A 15,507-nucleotide genomic window follows, 5' to 3' on the forward strand; every position below is an offset into this window, starting at 1 on the left:
TCCTCCTATCCGGCTTCTCCGCGCCGCAGGATGGGAGGTTTTGACGCGAACGTCAAATTTTTGAAGCGTTGACGGACGAGGCTTCCCAATCCCGCGGGCATCGAAGGCTTTGAAAACATTGCCCTGAACGGCAATGACCACAGCGCGGGTGCGACAAAGCGCGCCTTGACAGGAATTTCCACCTATTGACGGTACTGTCAATTATTCGTCACCATGTCAAATATGCAGGGTGGGCAGCATCGATCAACAGCCGTGCCGGCCTGCCTCAAGACCAACATACGGGCGGATCGCGCCGCCCTTCGTAAGGGAGACGATGGACATGCCGGTTTCGGGCACACCTGCGCCTGCCGCACATCAGTCAGCGGATCAGGCGGCGACGGCGGGATTTCTCAACACCGATTGGAACCCGCGCGACCTTCCCGACGGCACGCTGACGCGCAACGTGGCGCTGCGCACGGCCGACCGGGCGGCGACGGGAGGCACGCTTTATGTCCGCGGGCGCAGCGACACGGTCGTGTGCATCATGCACCCGCGGGAATTCATGGCCTGCCATTACCTTGTCCCGGACATCGTGGAGGCCGGCTTCGCCGCCTGGTCCCAGTCGCCGCGCTCCGTCGGCAACGACAGCCGGCTTGAGCACGAGACGGCTCTGTTCGATGTCGCCGCCGGGCTGTCCTTCCTGCGCGCCCAGGGCTTCCGCCGCATCGTCCTGCTCGGCAACTCCGGCGGCGGCAGTCTCTACGCCTTCTACATGCAGCAGTCGCAGTTGGCGCCGGACCGGCGGATCGCCCGCACGCCCGGCGGGCGGCCGACCAACCTCGCATCGCTTGACATGCCGGTGGTGGATGGGCTGGTGCTGGTTGCGCCACACCCCGGCCAGGGCATGCTGCTGATGGGATGCATCGACCCGTCGGTGACCGACGAGGATGACGCGCTGTCGGTGGATCCGGCGCTCGATCCCTTCAGTCCGGCGAACGGTTTCGCGGAGCCTCCGGGACCGTCCCGCTACTCCCCGGACTTCGTCGAACGCTACCGCTCCGCGCAGCAGGCCCGGGTCGCGCGCCTGGACGAACGGGCGCGTGCCCTGATCGGGGAACGGCTGGCGGCGCGCAAGCGCGCCAAGGAGACCGGCGGCATCGACGACCGGCGGCGCGGCGCCCACACGCCACTCATGACCGTTTGGCGGACCGATGCCGACCTGCACTGTTTCGACCCCAGCCTCGATCCGTCCGACCGCGGCTATGGCTCCCTGTGGGGGCGGGATCCCTTCGCCTCCAACTACGGCGCGGTCGGCTTCGCCCGCGTCTGCTCCCCTGAGGCGTGGCTGTCGACCTGGTCGGGCCTGTCGTCGAACGCCTCCCTGCACAAGACCGCGGCAGCCGTCGAACAGCCGTTGCTGCTGGTCGAATACACCGGCGACGTCTCGACCTTCCCGTCGAGGGTAGCGTCTCTGTTCGACGGCTTCGCCACAGGACGCAAAACCCATCTGCGCATCCGCGGCGACCACCACGGCCGCGCACTGACCCCGGATGAGGAGCCGGGGCGCTACGCCGCCGGCCGGGCGGTCGGCGGGTGGCTGCGCGACCATTTCGGCGGCTGAGCGCCGCGAACGATAGGAATTGAACGATAGAAATTCAAGGAGACCAGCATGCTCGACCAACCTGCGACCAGGCTCCGCCTGCGCGGCGTGGACCATAGCGCCCGCCCGACCTGGAAACTGCGCGAAACCGTGGAGTTCTACCGCGACAAGCTGGGCCTGCCGCTCGTCCATGTCATCTCGGCGCGCGGTTGGGGCCCGGCCACCCATCCCGACTTCCTGCATTTCTTCTTCGACAGCGGCAACGGCAGCACCATCGCCTTCTTCTATTATCTCGGGTCCGACCAGCCGGAGGCGCTGGAAGGGCGCGCAGCGATGCCGCCGCTGCCGGATGACCACGTCTTCGATGCGACCCACACCGCCTGGCTCGTCGACAGCGAAGAGGAGCTGAAGGACTGGAAGCGGCGCCTGGAAGCCGAAGGTTTGGCAGTCTCGGTGGAGACTACGCACGAGGTGATCGAGTCCATCTACGTGCGCGATCCCAATGGCTATTTCGTGGAGATCACCCGCAAGCTGCGGCCGCTGAACGCCATCGATGCCACCGACGCCGCCCTGACCCTGCGGGCCGCCCTGGACGCGGAGGACGCGGCATCCGCCGAAGGCCGGCGCGTCGTCGCCATCGACGAGATCTGGACACGGAAGTCCAGGTTGCTGGATGCGGACGGCGACCGCGCCGCGGCGGTCAGCATCTTCGTGCCGCGCCTGGAGGAATTCGCCAGCCTGACCCGTGCGGCCCGCGGACGCGACGACTGCACCGTCACCGCGCTGGACACCCACGACCGTATCGATGCCGAAGGGCCGGTCGAGTTCCAGCGTCGTGCGCTCGGGCTGAAGCCGGCGGTCTGGTACGGACTTTTCACCGGCGGCATCCGCGGCCGGATCGAGATCTTCGACCGCGACCGCGTCGTCATCGCCCCCGCTGCTTAAGGCGGTCCGCGCATCAAAACGCATCAAGGGGAGGACAGAGATGACAGGAATCCGCAATCCCATAAGCGGAGTCGTCTACACACCGGCCGATCAGGCCGAGCGATACCTTGCCGACGGAGCCTGGATCCCGTCCACCGTCGGGGACGTGCTGCGTGCCACCGCAGCGCGCCATCCTGACAAGCCGGCTCTGATCGGCGACGAGCGGACCGTGACCTTCGCCGAACTGGACGGGACGAGCGACCGGCTGGCCGCGGCGCTGCTGGCGCTGGGCCTTGCCGCCGGCGACCGCGCGATATTCCAGATGGGCACGACGGTTGAGACCGTCATCGCGCTCGCCGCCTGCTTCAAGGCGGGGATCGTCCCCGTCTGCACGCTGCCGCAGCACCGCGAGGTGGAGATCGGCGAGCTGGCCCGGCAGAGCGGCGCCCGCGGCTACTTCGTCCAGGCGGACTTCAGCCGCTTCGACCTCGCCGGGTTTGCCATGTCCATGATGGAACGGCACCCCGGCCTGCAACATCTCGTGGTTGCGCAGGGCGGGGGGGCCGCCGGACTGGCGCTGGAGGACCTGATCGCCGCCGTTCCGGCGGAAACCGCGCGCGCCCGGCTGGCCGGCATGCCCTTCGGTCCGCAGGACGTCCTGACCTTCCAGCTGTCCGGCGGCACGACCGGACTGCCCAAGATCATTCCGCGCTTCCATGCCGAATATCTCGGTCATGTGCGGCACCTGATGGGGCTCTACCGGATGACGGCGGACAGCCGCATCCTGTGGTCGCTGCCCCTGCTGCACAATGCCGCCCAGGTCTATGCGCTGATGCCGATGATGCTCGGCGGCGCGACCGTCGTCCTGATGCCGAAGGTCGACATCCGGCGCATGCTGGAGCTGATCGAGGCGCACCGCGTCACCCACGCACTGTCGGTCGGCCCCATCGCGCCGCAGCTGATGGGCTATGCGGACATCCGGCGGCACGACCTGTCCTCCCTCCGGCTGTTCGCGACGATGAGCCGTGCCGACAAGCTGGAGGAGCACATCGGCGTGCCCTGCTCCAACCTTTACGGCATCACCGAGGGCTTGCTTCTCGGCTCGCCGGCCGACGCCCCGACCGAGCGGCGGCACCGCACGCAGGGCACCTCCGGCTGTCCGTTCGACGAGATCCGGCTGCTCGAACCGGGAACCGAGACCCCGGTTCCGCCCGGCCAGATGGGCGAGCTGTGCTTCCGCGGCCCGTCCAGCCTGCGCGGCTATCTCGACAACCCGGCGGCGAACGCCGGGGCCTTCACGTCCGATGGCTTCTACCGCACGGGCGACATCATGACGGCCCATGTCGTGAACGGGCAGACCTGCTACGCCTTCGAAGGGCGCCTGCGCGACAACGTCAACCGCGGTGGCGAGAAGATCGGCTGCGAGGAGGTGGAGGCCTATGTCAGCCGCCATCCCAGCGTCGCCGACGCCAAGCTGGTCGCCATGCCCGATCCGGTCTATGGCGAGAAGGGCTGCATCTTCATCATCACGCGGCCAGGCATGCCGGCTCCGAACGTGCAGGAGCTGGGCGCCTTCCTGACCGGTTGCGGGCTTGCGAAATACAAATGCCCGGAGCGCGTCGAAGTGCTGGACGAGTTCCCCCTCACCCGCGTCGGCAAGCTGAACAAGCCGGCGCTGAAGACACTGATCGCCGACATGTTGGCGGCTGAATCCACGGCAGGTGCGGCATGACCCCCAATGACTTCACAGCAACCGAATACATCGTCGGCACCAACCCCCTGGTGATCCGCCGCCGCGTGAAATGGGGGGAATGCGACCCGGCCGGCGTCGTCTACACCGTCACCTTCAGCGAATACGTCATTTCGGCCGCGGAGCTGTTCTACGGCAGCCTGTTCGGCACCACCCCGCAGCGCGCCAAGGACGAGCAGGGGTTCGGCACGCCCACCCGCGCGCTCGACTTCGACTTCCGCCGCTCGCTGCGGCCGGACGAGGAGTTCGAGATGACCGTCACGGTCACGGAAATCCGGAACCGGACCTACGTGCTGCGAATCTGCGCCCGCACACTCGACGGCGACGTCGCGTTCCTGGCGCATCTGACCCCGGTCTGCGTCGCCCGCGGCGAACGCCGCTCCATCGACATCCCCCCGGCATTCCGGCAGGCGCTGGAACGCTACCAAGGCGCCTGTGCGGCGGAAGGCTGTGCGGCGGAAGGAGGCCCGGCATGAAGATCACCATCATCGGAGGCGGCCCGGCCGGCCTTTATTTCGCCCTGCTCGCCAAGAAGCACGACCCGGCGCACGACATCCAAATCCTGGAACAGAACCCGCGGGGCGCCACCTACGGCTGGGGTGTCGTTTTCTCCGACGTCGGTCTTTCCTTTCTGAAGGAGGCTGACCCGGATTTCTTCGCCGAGTTCACCGCCGGGCACGAATGCTGCGACTACATGGAGATCGTGCACCGCGACACCCGCGTGCAGATCCACGGCAATCACTTCTCCCGCACCGCCCGGCTCGCCATGCTGGAAACGCTGGAGCAGGCCTGCCTGCGGGTGGGTGTGGAGATCCGCCACGGCGAACGCATCACGGACATCGACGCGCTGGCGCATGACGCCGACCTGCTGGTCGGGGCCGACGGCGCCAACAGCGCGGTGCGCCTGCACTACGCCGAACAGTTCCGCCCCAGCTTCGAACGGCGGCGCAACAAGTTCGCCTGGTACGGTACGCGCCAGCGCTTCCATCCCGTCTCGCTGATCTTCCGCGAAACCGCGGCGGGCGTTTTCATCGCCCACAGCTACCAGTACAGCCCGGAGTTCAGCACCTTTCTGGTCGAGGTCGATCCGGAGACGTGGCTGCGCGCCGGCTTCGACCGGATGAGCGAGGAGGAGAGCAGCCGCGCCTGCGCCGAGATATTCCATGCCGACCTCGGCAGCAACCCGTTGCTGACCAACCGGTCGCACTGGTTCGAGGCGAACATCGTGCGCAACGAACGCTGGCACCACGCAAACGTCGTGCTTCTGGGCGACGCGCTGCGCACCGTGCATTTCTCGCTGGGGTCCGGCACCCGCATGGCCATGCAGGACGCCATCGCGCTTCACCGCGGGATCGTCGACCATCCCGGCGACCTGTCCGCCGCCTTCGCCGCCTTCGAAGCGCAGCGCCGCCGGTCCTCCTCCAGCTTCCAGGGAGCCGCCGCGCGCAGCCTGGACTGGTACGAGACGGTCGCCGGCAAGCTCCACCTCGACCCCGTCGGCTTCGCCTACGACTACATGCGGCGCACCGGGCAGGTCAGCCACGAGGATTTGCGCCGCCGCGATCCGCACTTCACCGCCGCCTATGAGGCGCAGAACACCGACGAACCCCTGGGGAGGACGGCATGAACACGGTCAGCGTCTCCGACGTCATCGGGCGCAGCCGGCTGGGCGGCCTGCAATTGCGCGTCGTCGCGCTCTGCACCCTGTGCATGATCGTCGACGGTTTCGATGTCCAGGCCATGGGCTATGTGGCGCCGGCCATCATCGGCGACTGGGGCATCCAGAAGGCGGATCTCGGCACCGTATTCGGTGCCGCGCTGCTGGGCATGACCCTGGGTGCCCTGGTCATGGGCATGGTCGCCGACCGGTTCGGCCGCCGCCCGGTGCTGATCGCCGCCATGCTGTATCTGGCACTCTCCAGCTTCGCGACCGCGCAGGCCGCCAGCGTCGAGGAGTTGCGATGGATGCGCTTCCTGACGGGCCTGTGCATGGGTGCGATCGTGCCGAACGCCGTGGCGCTGGCCGGGGAGTTCAGCCCGGCGCGGGTGCGCATCACCCTGATGATGGTCGCCTCATCCGGCTTCATCCTCGGCGGAGCCGTGGGCGGGGTCGTCGCCGGTCTGCTCATCCCGGCCTATGGCTGGCATGCGGTTTTCCTCGCCGGTGCGGCCGCCCCGCTGCTGCTGGGCGTGGCGATGCTGGCCCTGCTGCCGGAATCCCTACAATACCTGACGGTGAGGGGGCGGAAGCTGGAGCAGGTGCGGCGCTGGCTTGTCCGGATCGAGCCGGACCTGACCGTGCGCGACGACACGATCCTGGCTGCGGCCGACCGTCCGGCGCGCGGTGCGCCGATCCTGGAGCTGTTCCGCGGCACGATGGCGGTGGCAACGCCGCTGCTGTGGCTGCTGAACTTCATGAACCTGCTTGCCGCCTATTTCCTCGCCAACTGGCTGCCGGTGATCATGACGGAGGCCGGCCATCCCGCCTCGGCAGCGGTGATGGTGGGAACGATCTTCTGGGTCGGCGGGCTGGTCGGCAACCTGCTGCTCGGCTGGCTGGTCGACCGGCACGGCTTCGGCCCGACCCTGGCGATCAATCTGCTGGCCGGCGCACTCGGCGTGGCTCTGATCGGACAGGTCTCCGGCTCGTTGGGGATCGCGGGCGCGGTGATCGCGGTGGCCGGCTTCTGCATCCTGGGAGGACAGTCCGCGTTGAACGCGCTCGCCGCCGCCTTCTACCCGACGCCGGTTCGCTCGACGGGTGCGGGCTGGGCGCTTGGCATCGGCCGGCTGGGATCGATCTTCGGGCCGGTCATCGGCGGAGAACTGATGCGGCTGAACTGGTCCACCGCGGACCTTCTGGTGGTGGCCGCCATTCCGTGCCTGATCGCGCTGGCCGGCAACCTGCTGCTCTGGGCGCTTGGCCGGCTGCCGCGGACGGCCGGCAGCACGGCCGGCGCCCTTCCCCCGCAACCCGCCCGATCGCGCAGCTGAGGAGCCCGCATCATGACCCGCACCTACCGCATCGGGCAGATCGTGCCCAGTTCCAACACGACCATGGAAACTGAAATCCCGGCCATGCTGCGCGCCCGCGAGGCGGTGCTGCCGGAACGCTTCACCTTCCATTCCAGCCGGATGCGCATGCACCGTGTGGTGAAGGAGGAGCTGGAGGCGATGAACCGCGAGGGGCTGCGCTGTGCCGCCGAACTCGCCGACGCCCGCGTCGACGTGATGAGCACGGCCTGCCTCGTCGCCATCATGGCGATGGGCCTCGGCCACCACCGCACTGTGGAGCGCGAACTGGCCGAAGTTGCCCACAACAACCATTGCGCAGCGCCGGTGATGACCTCGGCCGGCGCGCTGGTCGAGGGGCTGAAGGCGCTCGGCGCGCGCCGCATCGCCCTGATGGCACCCTATACCCGTCCCCTGACCGAGCTGGTGGTCGCTTACATCGAGCATGAAGGGATCGAGGTGATCGACTGGCGCTGTTTCGAGATCGCCGACAACCTGGAGGTCGGCCGCCGGGATCCCATGCGGCTGGTCGAGGACGTGCGTTCGCTGAAGACGGCTGGGGCGGACGTCGTTGTTGCCTCGGCCTGCGTGCAGATGCCATCCCTGCCGGCAATCCGCCCCATCGAGGAGATGCTGGGCATCCCGACAGTCTCCACGGCGGTCTGCACTGTGTACGGCATGCTCACCCGTCTGGGCCTGATTCCCTCAGTTCCTGGCGCTGGGGCGTTGCTCGAGGAAGGCGGTCCGGTCTTGGGCTGACTGCCAAGGGCAATGTCAGATTGTTGAAACTGCAAAGTTGGCCGGCAGGCGCGAGATGACGGTTACGGGCATCACCGCCGATGCTATGCGTCCTGGAGCTCGAGCTGCTGGCCGATGGACTGGACGGCCTCGGCGAGCGCACCGGGTCCAAGGTTGATGGCCCGTTCCGTTCGACAAGGCGCGTCTCCCCTGCATGTCGCGGGTGATGTTGAAGCTGGACGCTTGGCCTTTGCGGAGCGCCCGCAGCACGGTCTCACCCCGAAGTGGCGTTCCTTGAGGTCCGACAGGGCTTGGCTCCCTCCAACCTTCAGCCATTCCGCCGCGTGCCGGTCAACTTTGCAACAGAGCCCGAACTGCCCTTTATGGTGCCATCTAGAGGTCGTGGCGAGGAGACCGGAGCAGGCCCAACCCGGCTTCCGCTGCCACGGTCACGCAACAGGATGATTGCCCGATCCTCGCCGAGCCTGCTACGTTATATTCGCTTGAATATAGAGATGCGGCCATCCCGATGGTCCATCTCCCGGTTCTTCGCAGGTCCGCCGCCGGCGCGGTCGGCGCGCTGCTTCATGATGAATGGGCCGCCGCCTTTCCCGATCCGGGGCTGACGCCCGCCGCCCCACCGATCGAGGTCAAGAGTCCATGATTCCGCTCCGCCGCCTTGCCGTCCTGACGCTGCTGGCCGCCACCGCCGCTGTCTCGTCCGCCATCCCCGTGTCCACGGCCCGCGCCGAGGAAGTCGTCCTCTATGGGGCGGGCAGCCTGCGCGCCGCGATGACCGCCATCGCCGCCGATTATGCCAAGGCGACCGGCAACAGCGTGCGCACCGCCTTCGGACCGTCCGGCCTGATGCGCGACCGGATCGAGGCGGGCGAGGCGGTCGATCTCTTCACCTCGGCCGACATGGGACATGCGCTGACCCTGCGCAAGGACGGGCGGGCCGCCGCCGTGGCGATGTTCACCCGCAACCGGCTGTGCGCCTTCGCCAAACCCGAGGCAAGGCTGGAGCCGGCTTCCTTCGCCGAGCGGCTGCTCGACCCGTCGGTGCGGATCGGCACCTCGACGCCCAAGGCCGATCCCGGCGGCGACTACACCTGGGAGATGTTCCAGCGGATCGGGCAGCAGCATCCCGGCGCCTTCGCCACGCTCGACGCCAAGGCCAGGAAGATCGTCGGCGGCAGCACCGCCGCCGACCCGTCCGATCCCGACCCGATTGCCTCGGCCTTCGCGCGCGGCGACATCACCGTCATGATCGCCTATTGCAGCGGCGCCAAGCAGCGGCTCCAGGCCACGCCCGACCTCCAGGTGGTGCCGGTTCCGCCGCCCTACGCCACCGGTCCCGAATATGGCCTGGCGATCGCCAGCCTCCAGAAGCCGGCCGCCGTCGGGCTGATGCTGGCGATCCTGTCGCCGGAGGGGCAGGCGACGCTGGCGCGCTTCGGTTTCGACCCGGTCGGCCTGCCATCGGGCGGGGAGCGCTGACCGTGCCCCGCCCCCTCTACGCGCCGGGCGGCCCGCCCGACCCGAGAGCATCCCCTTGGCACGAGCGGTCATCGGTCGCTAGATACGGACGACCATGATCGACGAGAGGCGGGCGTGACGGACTCGGTGGCTTACCATCGCCTGATGGCGTGCTCGGCATCAGGCAGCCTTGCCGATACGCAGGATCTCGGGCGCATGCTGCTGCGCCGTTGCAGCGACGCGTCGGCACCCTACCCATGCGCGTTGGGTCTGTCCCCGGACAGGCTGGGCGCCCTGGTCGGGACTGTCTTCCCGGAGGCCGCTGCCGGCTGGACGCCGGGGCGCTGCTTTTCCCGGCACGTCCATCGTCTGGCCGACGCGGAAGCGGAGCATCGCCACGCCTGCCTCGCCTCCATCGCCTTAGCCGCGCCGGAGACCATGCGGCCAGAGATCATGTGGTTGAAGTGCGAGGAGGAGGACTTCCTCGGTCTGCTGTTGCGCAACCGCAGCACGGATCAGCCGATTGCCGAGGCCTTCGCCGTCGTCATCGCGCGCGCTTGCGTGGAAAACGATCATCTCTGGCGTTCCCTCGGGCTGGCGGGGCGAAACTCGCTGGCGGATCTGCTTCGGCGCCATTTCCAACCGCTGGCGTCCGCCAACACCCGCAAGCTGCGCTGGAAGCGCTTCTTCTACGAGCGGCTCCACGCCGAAGGCCGGCCCACCGACCGGCCAACCGTCTGCGATGCCTGCTCCCATCACTCCGACTGCTATGGCGACATCGTCCCGACGAGGCCGCACGCCATGCCTTAAGTGACGGATCGTCCTGCTCCCAAGGCAGAGAGCCTTTTGACAGAGTGACCGCAATCGATATATCCGTACAGATACATCGATTGCGGTTGGCAGGTGGGGTCCGCAGGGGTCCGCCGCATCGGTGAGAGGGTAACGGCTTACCATTGGGGGCGAGATGCGTAGTTCCTGTCTGTATATTACGTTTACGATTGGGGTGCTGAGCGCCGGCGGGGCGGTCGCGGCCGACGCCGCCAACGATCCGGCTGTCAATGCCGGGGCCGGCGTCTTCACGCTCGGCCAGATCAACGTGTCGGCCCAGGCGGCCGGGCAGCCGATCGGCGGTTCCAGCCTGTCGGCGGACGAGATGCAGACCTTCAACAAACAGTCGCTCGATCAGGCGATGGACATCATTCCCGGCGTCACGTCGTCGACGACCGGCGGGCAGCGCAACGAACGGCTGGTCTACATCCGCGGCTTCGACCGCTACCAGATCCCGGTGATGATGGATGGTGTGCGGATCTATCTTCCCGCCGACAACCGGCTCGATTTCGGCCGCCTGCTGACCCCCGACCTGTCGGAAATTCAGGTGTCGAAGGGTTACGCCTCGGTGCTGGACGGACCGGGCGCCATGGGCGGCGCCATCAACCTCGTCACCCGCAAGCCGACCCGCGCCTTCGAAGCGGAACTGCGCCAGGGGCTGTCCTTCGACAACCGGGCGGCCCTGGGCGGCTACACCACCTACGGCATGGCCGGCACCCGGCAGGAGCGCTTCTACCTGCAAGCCAGCGGCACCAAAACCGAGACCACCCACAGCCGCCTGCCGGAGAGCTTCAAACCGGTGGCGTCGGAGAATGGCGGCAACCGCAACCAGTCGCAGACCAAGGACTGGTCGGTCAACCTGAAGGCCGGCTTCACGCCCAACGACACCGACGAATACTCGATCAATGTCCAGAAACAGTCGGGCAGGAAGGGCGCGCCGCTGAACGTGAACGACACCGTCGCCAACCAGCGCTACTGGAGCTGGCCCTACTGGGATTTGCAGAGCGTCTATTGGCTGTCGAACACCAGGATCGGCAGCGCGTCCTACGCAAAGACCAAGCTCTATTACAACACCTTCCAGAACGGGCTTTACTCTTTCGATGATGCCGCCCTGACGCGGCAGGCGACGTCACGCTCCTTCCGCAGCTATTACGACGACAAGGCCTATGGCGGCAGCGTCGAGCTGGGCACCGATCTGATCCCGATGAACACGCTGAAGGGTGCCCTGCATTTCCGCCGCGACGACCACAAGGAATGGCAGCGCCTCTACCCCGGCAATTTTCTGGAGCCCAAGCAGCGGGACCTGGAGGACACCTGGTCGGTCGCGCTGGAGAACAGTTTCCACGCCACGGAGGCGCTGGACATCGTGATCGGCGCCAGCCACGACTGGCGCCGCCTGCATGAGGCGCAGGACTGGAACGGCACCGCCACCGGCTCGATGATCGACTACAAGCGCGCGGACAGCGACGCCACCAATGCCCAGGGCGCCGTGGTCTACCGCTTCTCCAGGACCGGCGAGGCGCATGCCAGCATCTCCGCCCGCAGCCGCTTCCCCAGCATCTTTGAGCGCTTCAGCACCCGGTTCAACGGCGCCGCCTCCAATCCCGACCTGAAGCCGGAAAAGGCGATCAACTACGAGATCGGCGCGTCGGAGCGTTTCGGGGCCACCCGTGTCGAGGGCGCCGTCTTCCTCAGCCGCCTGCGCGACGTGATCGCCAACGCGCCGATCGTCATCAACGGCCAGTCGACGACGCAGAGCCGCAACATGGCTTCCGGCCTCTATCGTGGCTTCGAGATCGCCGTCACCACCAGACTGACCCCGGCGCTGGAGGTCGGCGGCAACTACACGCTGACCATCCGGACGCTGTCCGACCCCAACATCCCGAACCTCAAGGCGGTCGGCACGCCGAACCACAAGCTATTCCTGCACGCCGACTGGCGGCCGACCGAACAGCTCGGCATCGTCCCGAGCGTCGAGGCGGCAAGCGGCCGCTACAGCCAGAGCACCGCGGGCACCGTGTTCCTCGGCAACGGCGGTTATGTCCTGGCCAATCTCCAGGCCAGCTACGACCTGACCGCCAACGCCCAGCTGTCGGCCGGGGTGCGCAACCTGTTCGACGCCAACTATTCGCTGGCCGACGGTTTTCCGGAGCCGGGCCGGACGATGTTCGTCACCGCGCGCTACAGCTTCTGATCCCGGCCGGGCGCTTGAACCGGACCCTTCAAGCGCCCGCTGGCGGCTTCGCTATATTCGAAAGAATGTAGAAGCGCTGTGGGACGTGGCGTTACAGGGAGTCGAGGAAGGCGAGCAGTGCCTTGCGGTTCAGCGAAGGCATGCGACGGACCGCCTCGCGCGCCGGTTCGGCCTCGCCGCCATGCCAGAGAATGGCCTCCAGCGGGGTGCGGGCGCGGCCGTCATGCAGGTAGGTCGGGCGGTCGGTGACCGCCGCCGTCAGGCCGAGCCCCCACAGCGGCGGTGTCCGCCACTGCCGGCCGGTCGCCTGGAAGTCCGGCCGCCCGTCCGCCAGCCCCTCGCCCATGTCGTGCAGCAGCAGGTCGGTAAAGGGGTGGATGGTCCGGCCGGCGAGTTCCGGCAGGGCCGCCGACGGGCCGGTGCGCAGGGTCGGGGTGTGGCAGGCGGCGCAGCCGATGGCGGCGAACAGGCCTTCTCCAACCCGCACCAGGGGATCGTCGGCGTTGCGCCGTGCCGGCACCGCGAGGGCGCGGGTGTAGAGCGTCACCAGATCGAGCTGTTCGTCGCTCAGCTCCGGCCGGGCATCGTCTCCCGCGTCTTCTCCCGGGCCTTCCCCTGCTGCCGCCCGGCAGGCGGTCTGCGCCGCCGTGCAGCCATGCTGCGGAAACAGCGTGGAGGTCAGGCCGAGGTCGCCGTCGAAGGCACCGGCATTCTGCTGGCGCAGGCTCGGCTGGTTGGCCTTCAACCCGAAGCGGCCGATTGCGTAGGCGCCGCGCGCCGCATCCCACACCAGATTGACCCGCCCGCGCACCCCGTCGCCGTCGCGGTCGTCCGGATCGGCAAGCGCCAGCAGATCGGCCTCGGGCACCGCCTCCAGCAGGCCGAGCCCGACGAGCGGCGGCGCCATCCGCACCGAGGTCATCACCTCCGGCCCCAACGGCCCGTAGCCGAGATTGCCCAGCCGCAGGTCCGGCCGCCGCAGGGCGACCGGCGTGCCGTCGGCCAGACGGTCGATGCGCTCCGACCAGACCAGCGTCGCCCGGCCCTCGCCCGGCACGCCGGGGATGCCGTCGGGGTTGAACTGGTCGCCATAGACCGGATGCGGCTGCGGCGCCATTCCCACCCCGGAGCCGGGAACCGACAGCCGGACCAGGGTGGACCGCATGCTGTCGCTCTCGCCCTCCGGCGGTTCGCCGCGGCCGTTCTTGGCATGGCAGGCGATGCAGGATTGCCGGTTGAACAGCGGGCCGAGCCCATCGAGATCGGGCCGCACCTCCGACGGGCCGACTGTCCACACCTGCTGGAACAGCGAGCGGCCGGCATGGAAGGCGGCACGGCGAACCGGGTCGAGAGCCGGCAGCGGCCTGGAGAAGGCGTCGCGCCCCTGCACCGGCACCGTCACCGCCTCGTCGGCCAGCACGGGCGTCGCGGCGACCAGCAGGGCCGCGGCGAGAGGGAGAACCCGTCTCATGGCGTCGGCAGCGCCCGGCGGGCGAGCTCCAGCGCCTCGGCATGGGCGGCGTCGATGCGGGCGGACCAGTCTTTGCGCATGGCCGCCTGCTCCTCCGGATTGCGATTGGAGCGGCGGTCCTGGAACATTGGAGCGAGACGGTCGACGTCGGCGCCGGCAACCGGAACGAAACCGGCCAGCATGCGCGCCCTGCCCACCAGGGCGGTGCGCTCCGGGTCGGGATTCGTGGTGGACTGGGCGGTGGACTGGGCGGCCAGCGCGGCTTCGGCGGCATGGATGGCGCCCCACAGGGTCTTCAGCCGGTCCTGCCGCGCGGCGATCAGGGTGTCGAACAGCGCCGCGATCAGGCCGTGGCGGTTCAAGCCCATCTCCATGTCGTAAGCATAGGGTTCGGCCCCGATCCTCTGAAAGGGATTGACGGTGCCGGCCGGCGCCTGGGCATAGACGTCGGGACGCACCGGATAGCGGCGGATGTCGGGATGGAACAGCAGTGCCTGCCCCGGCGCCGACAGCACGAAATCGACGAAGGCGCGCGCCGCGTCCGGATGCGGCGCGGCCCTGGCGATCGCCACCTGGGCCGGCAGGAAGGCGGTGCGCGGCGGGTAGACCAGCGCCACCGGATGGCCGTTGGCGATGGCGCTGCGGGCGAAGAAATCCACCGTCACGGCGACGTCGGCCTCGCCGTTCACCACGCTTTCGCTGACCTGCCCGCCGCTGCCGACCAGCGTCGCGTCGGCCGCCGCCTCGCCGAGCAGGGCCCAACCGGCCTCCCAGCCCTCCGCCTGCAACAGGATGTCGTAGAGCGCTCCGGAGAAGCCGACCTGCCCGGCGATGGGCAGGGCCAGCCGTCCCGTCCAGCGCGTCGCCGCCAGATCGCGCCAGGTCGCCGGCTGCGGCAGGCGGTCGCGGGCGAGAGCCGCCGGGTTGATGATCATCCCATAGCCGGCGACCTCGAACGCCTCGAAGAAGCCCTGGCGGTCGGAGACGAATTGCCCATCGACCACGCCCGGCAGGACGGCGCGGTCCACCGCCAGCGGCCGGAAGGCCCCTGCATCGCGCAGGCGTGGAAAGCTGCCGAGCGAGGGCGTCCAATAGACGTCGACGCCGCCCTGGTCGGGCTTGGCCAGTTCAACCGCAGCGTCGCGTGACGGTTTCCAGACCACCTGCAGGTCGGTGCCGGGATTGGCGCGCTCGAACGCCTGCTCATAGCGTTGGACAAGCTCGTCCGGGTAGCTGGTCATCACGACGACCCGGTCCTCCAACGCCCAGCCCGCTCCGGAGCCGAACATGAGGATGGAACCGAGCAGCGGCGCGGCGATCCTGCGGGAGAGTGGGAGCATGCCTCGGCAGCCTCAAACAGTTATATTTGGAAAGATATAACGATAACCCTATACCTGTCAGGCTCTCGCGGCAACCACGGCCATGCGGCAAGAACGCTGCCAAGGGGCGCTGCGACCTGCCGTGAGCAGGCCTGCCGCCACAGACGCGCTATGGCAAAGCCGATTTCCAGCGTTGCAGCAACAATGTCAAAA

Annotated in this window: 12 protein-coding genes; 10 read left to right on the forward strand and 2 right to left on the reverse strand. The window is 68.2% G+C overall.

Annotation, left to right across the window (positions count from 1 at the left end):
* Positions 1 to 319 precede the first annotated feature (319 nt).
* From GBZ48_RS26010 to GBZ48_RS26055, 10 genes are all read left to right on the forward strand, one after another.
* Positions 320 to 1,600 (forward strand): alpha/beta fold hydrolase, encoded by a 1,281-nt coding sequence (locus GBZ48_RS26010; RefSeq protein WP_174473672.1) that lies wholly within the window; start codon positions 320 to 322, stop codon positions 1,598 to 1,600.
* Between the two features lie 48 nt (positions 1,601 to 1,648).
* Positions 1,649 to 2,524 carry a VOC family protein gene (locus GBZ48_RS26015; RefSeq protein WP_174473673.1) on the forward strand — a complete coding sequence of 292 codons (876 nt, stop codon included), beginning with the start codon at positions 1,649 to 1,651 and terminating at the stop codon, positions 2,522 to 2,524.
* A gap of 40 nt (positions 2,525 to 2,564) precedes the next feature.
* The gene (locus GBZ48_RS26020) at positions 2,565 to 4,235 is read left to right on the forward strand and encodes an AMP-binding protein (RefSeq protein WP_174473674.1); all 1,671 of its coding nucleotides are present in this window, start codon (positions 2,565 to 2,567) and stop codon (positions 4,233 to 4,235) included.
* Entirely contained in the window at positions 4,232 to 4,729 is a 498-nt protein-coding gene (locus GBZ48_RS26025; RefSeq protein WP_174473675.1) for an acyl-CoA thioesterase, read from the forward strand. The genes GBZ48_RS26020 and GBZ48_RS26025 overlap by 4 nt, the downstream gene beginning before the upstream one ends.
* Positions 4,726 to 5,880 carry an FAD-dependent monooxygenase gene (locus tag GBZ48_RS26030; RefSeq protein WP_174473676.1) on the forward strand — a complete coding sequence of 385 codons (1,155 nt, stop codon included), beginning with the start codon at positions 4,726 to 4,728 and terminating at the stop codon, positions 5,878 to 5,880. The genes GBZ48_RS26025 and GBZ48_RS26030 overlap by 4 nt, the downstream gene beginning before the upstream one ends.
* The gene (locus GBZ48_RS26035; protein WP_174473677.1) at positions 5,877 to 7,247 is read left to right on the forward strand and encodes an MFS transporter; all 1,371 of its coding nucleotides are present in this window, start codon (positions 5,877 to 5,879) and stop codon (positions 7,245 to 7,247) included. Before GBZ48_RS26030 ends, GBZ48_RS26035 begins: the two co-directional genes overlap by 4 nt.
* Before the next feature lie 12 nt (positions 7,248 to 7,259).
* Entirely contained in the window at positions 7,260 to 8,024 is a 765-nt protein-coding gene (locus tag GBZ48_RS26040; protein WP_281362495.1) for a maleate cis-trans isomerase family protein, read from the forward strand.
* A gap of 639 nt (positions 8,025 to 8,663) precedes the next feature.
* The gene (locus tag GBZ48_RS26045) at positions 8,664 to 9,503 is read left to right on the forward strand and encodes an extracellular solute-binding protein (protein ID WP_174473678.1); all 840 of its coding nucleotides are present in this window, start codon (positions 8,664 to 8,666) and stop codon (positions 9,501 to 9,503) included.
* 114 nt (positions 9,504 to 9,617) lie between these two features.
* Positions 9,618 to 10,292 carry a nitrogen fixation protein NifQ gene (locus GBZ48_RS26050; protein WP_343049669.1) on the forward strand — a complete coding sequence of 225 codons (675 nt, stop codon included), beginning with the start codon at positions 9,618 to 9,620 and terminating at the stop codon, positions 10,290 to 10,292.
* A 193-nt stretch (positions 10,293 to 10,485) separates the two neighbouring features.
* Positions 10,486 to 12,504 carry a TonB-dependent receptor plug domain-containing protein gene (locus GBZ48_RS26055; RefSeq protein ID WP_343049670.1) on the forward strand — a complete coding sequence of 673 codons (2,019 nt, stop codon included), beginning with the start codon at positions 10,486 to 10,488 and terminating at the stop codon, positions 12,502 to 12,504.
* A 91-nt stretch (positions 12,505 to 12,595) separates the two neighbouring features.
* Here the strand turns inward: GBZ48_RS26055 and GBZ48_RS26060 are convergent, their stop codons facing one another.
* On the reverse strand, positions 12,596 to 13,975 hold the full coding sequence (locus tag GBZ48_RS26060; protein ID WP_174473679.1) for a di-heme oxidoreductase family protein: 1,380 nt from the start codon (positions 13,973 to 13,975) through the stop codon (positions 12,596 to 12,598).
* A complete protein-coding gene (locus GBZ48_RS26065) occupies positions 13,972 to 15,315 on the reverse strand; it encodes an ABC transporter substrate-binding protein (protein ID WP_174473680.1) in 1,344 nt (447 codons plus the stop codon). Before GBZ48_RS26065 ends, GBZ48_RS26060 begins: the two co-directional genes overlap by 4 nt.
* Positions 15,316 to 15,507: the final 192 nt, after the last annotated feature.

It is taken from the genome of Azospirillum melinis (assembly GCF_013340935.1).
GTDB lineage: Bacteria > Pseudomonadota > Alphaproteobacteria > Azospirillales > Azospirillaceae > Azospirillum > Azospirillum melinis.

Coding starts and splice junctions, on each gene's coding strand:
- GBZ48_RS26025 (WP_174473675.1), top strand. CDS start 4,232: ATGACCCCCAATGACTTCACAGCAACCGAATACATCGTCGGCACCAAC.
- GBZ48_RS26015 (WP_174473673.1), top strand. CDS start 1,649: ATGCTCGACCAACCTGCGACCAGGCTCCGCCTGCGCGGCGTGGACCAT.
- GBZ48_RS26020 (WP_174473674.1), top strand. CDS start 2,565: ATGACAGGAATCCGCAATCCCATAAGCGGAGTCGTCTACACACCGGCC.
- GBZ48_RS26065 (WP_174473680.1), bottom strand. CDS start 15,315: ATGCTCCCACTCTCCCGCAGGATCGCCGCGCCGCTGCTCGGTTCCATC.
- GBZ48_RS26060 (WP_174473679.1), bottom strand. CDS start 13,975: ATGAGACGGGTTCTCCCTCTCGCCGCGGCCCTGCTGGTCGCCGCGACG.
- GBZ48_RS26035 (WP_174473677.1), top strand. CDS start 5,877: ATGAACACGGTCAGCGTCTCCGACGTCATCGGGCGCAGCCGGCTGGGC.
- GBZ48_RS26030 (WP_174473676.1), top strand. CDS start 4,726: ATGAAGATCACCATCATCGGAGGCGGCCCGGCCGGCCTTTATTTCGCC.
- GBZ48_RS26010 (WP_174473672.1), top strand. CDS start 320: ATGCCGGTTTCGGGCACACCTGCGCCTGCCGCACATCAGTCAGCGGAT.
- GBZ48_RS26045 (WP_174473678.1), top strand. CDS start 8,664: ATGATTCCGCTCCGCCGCCTTGCCGTCCTGACGCTGCTGGCCGCCACC.
- GBZ48_RS26040 (WP_281362495.1), top strand. CDS start 7,260: ATGACCCGCACCTACCGCATCGGGCAGATCGTGCCCAGTTCCAACACG.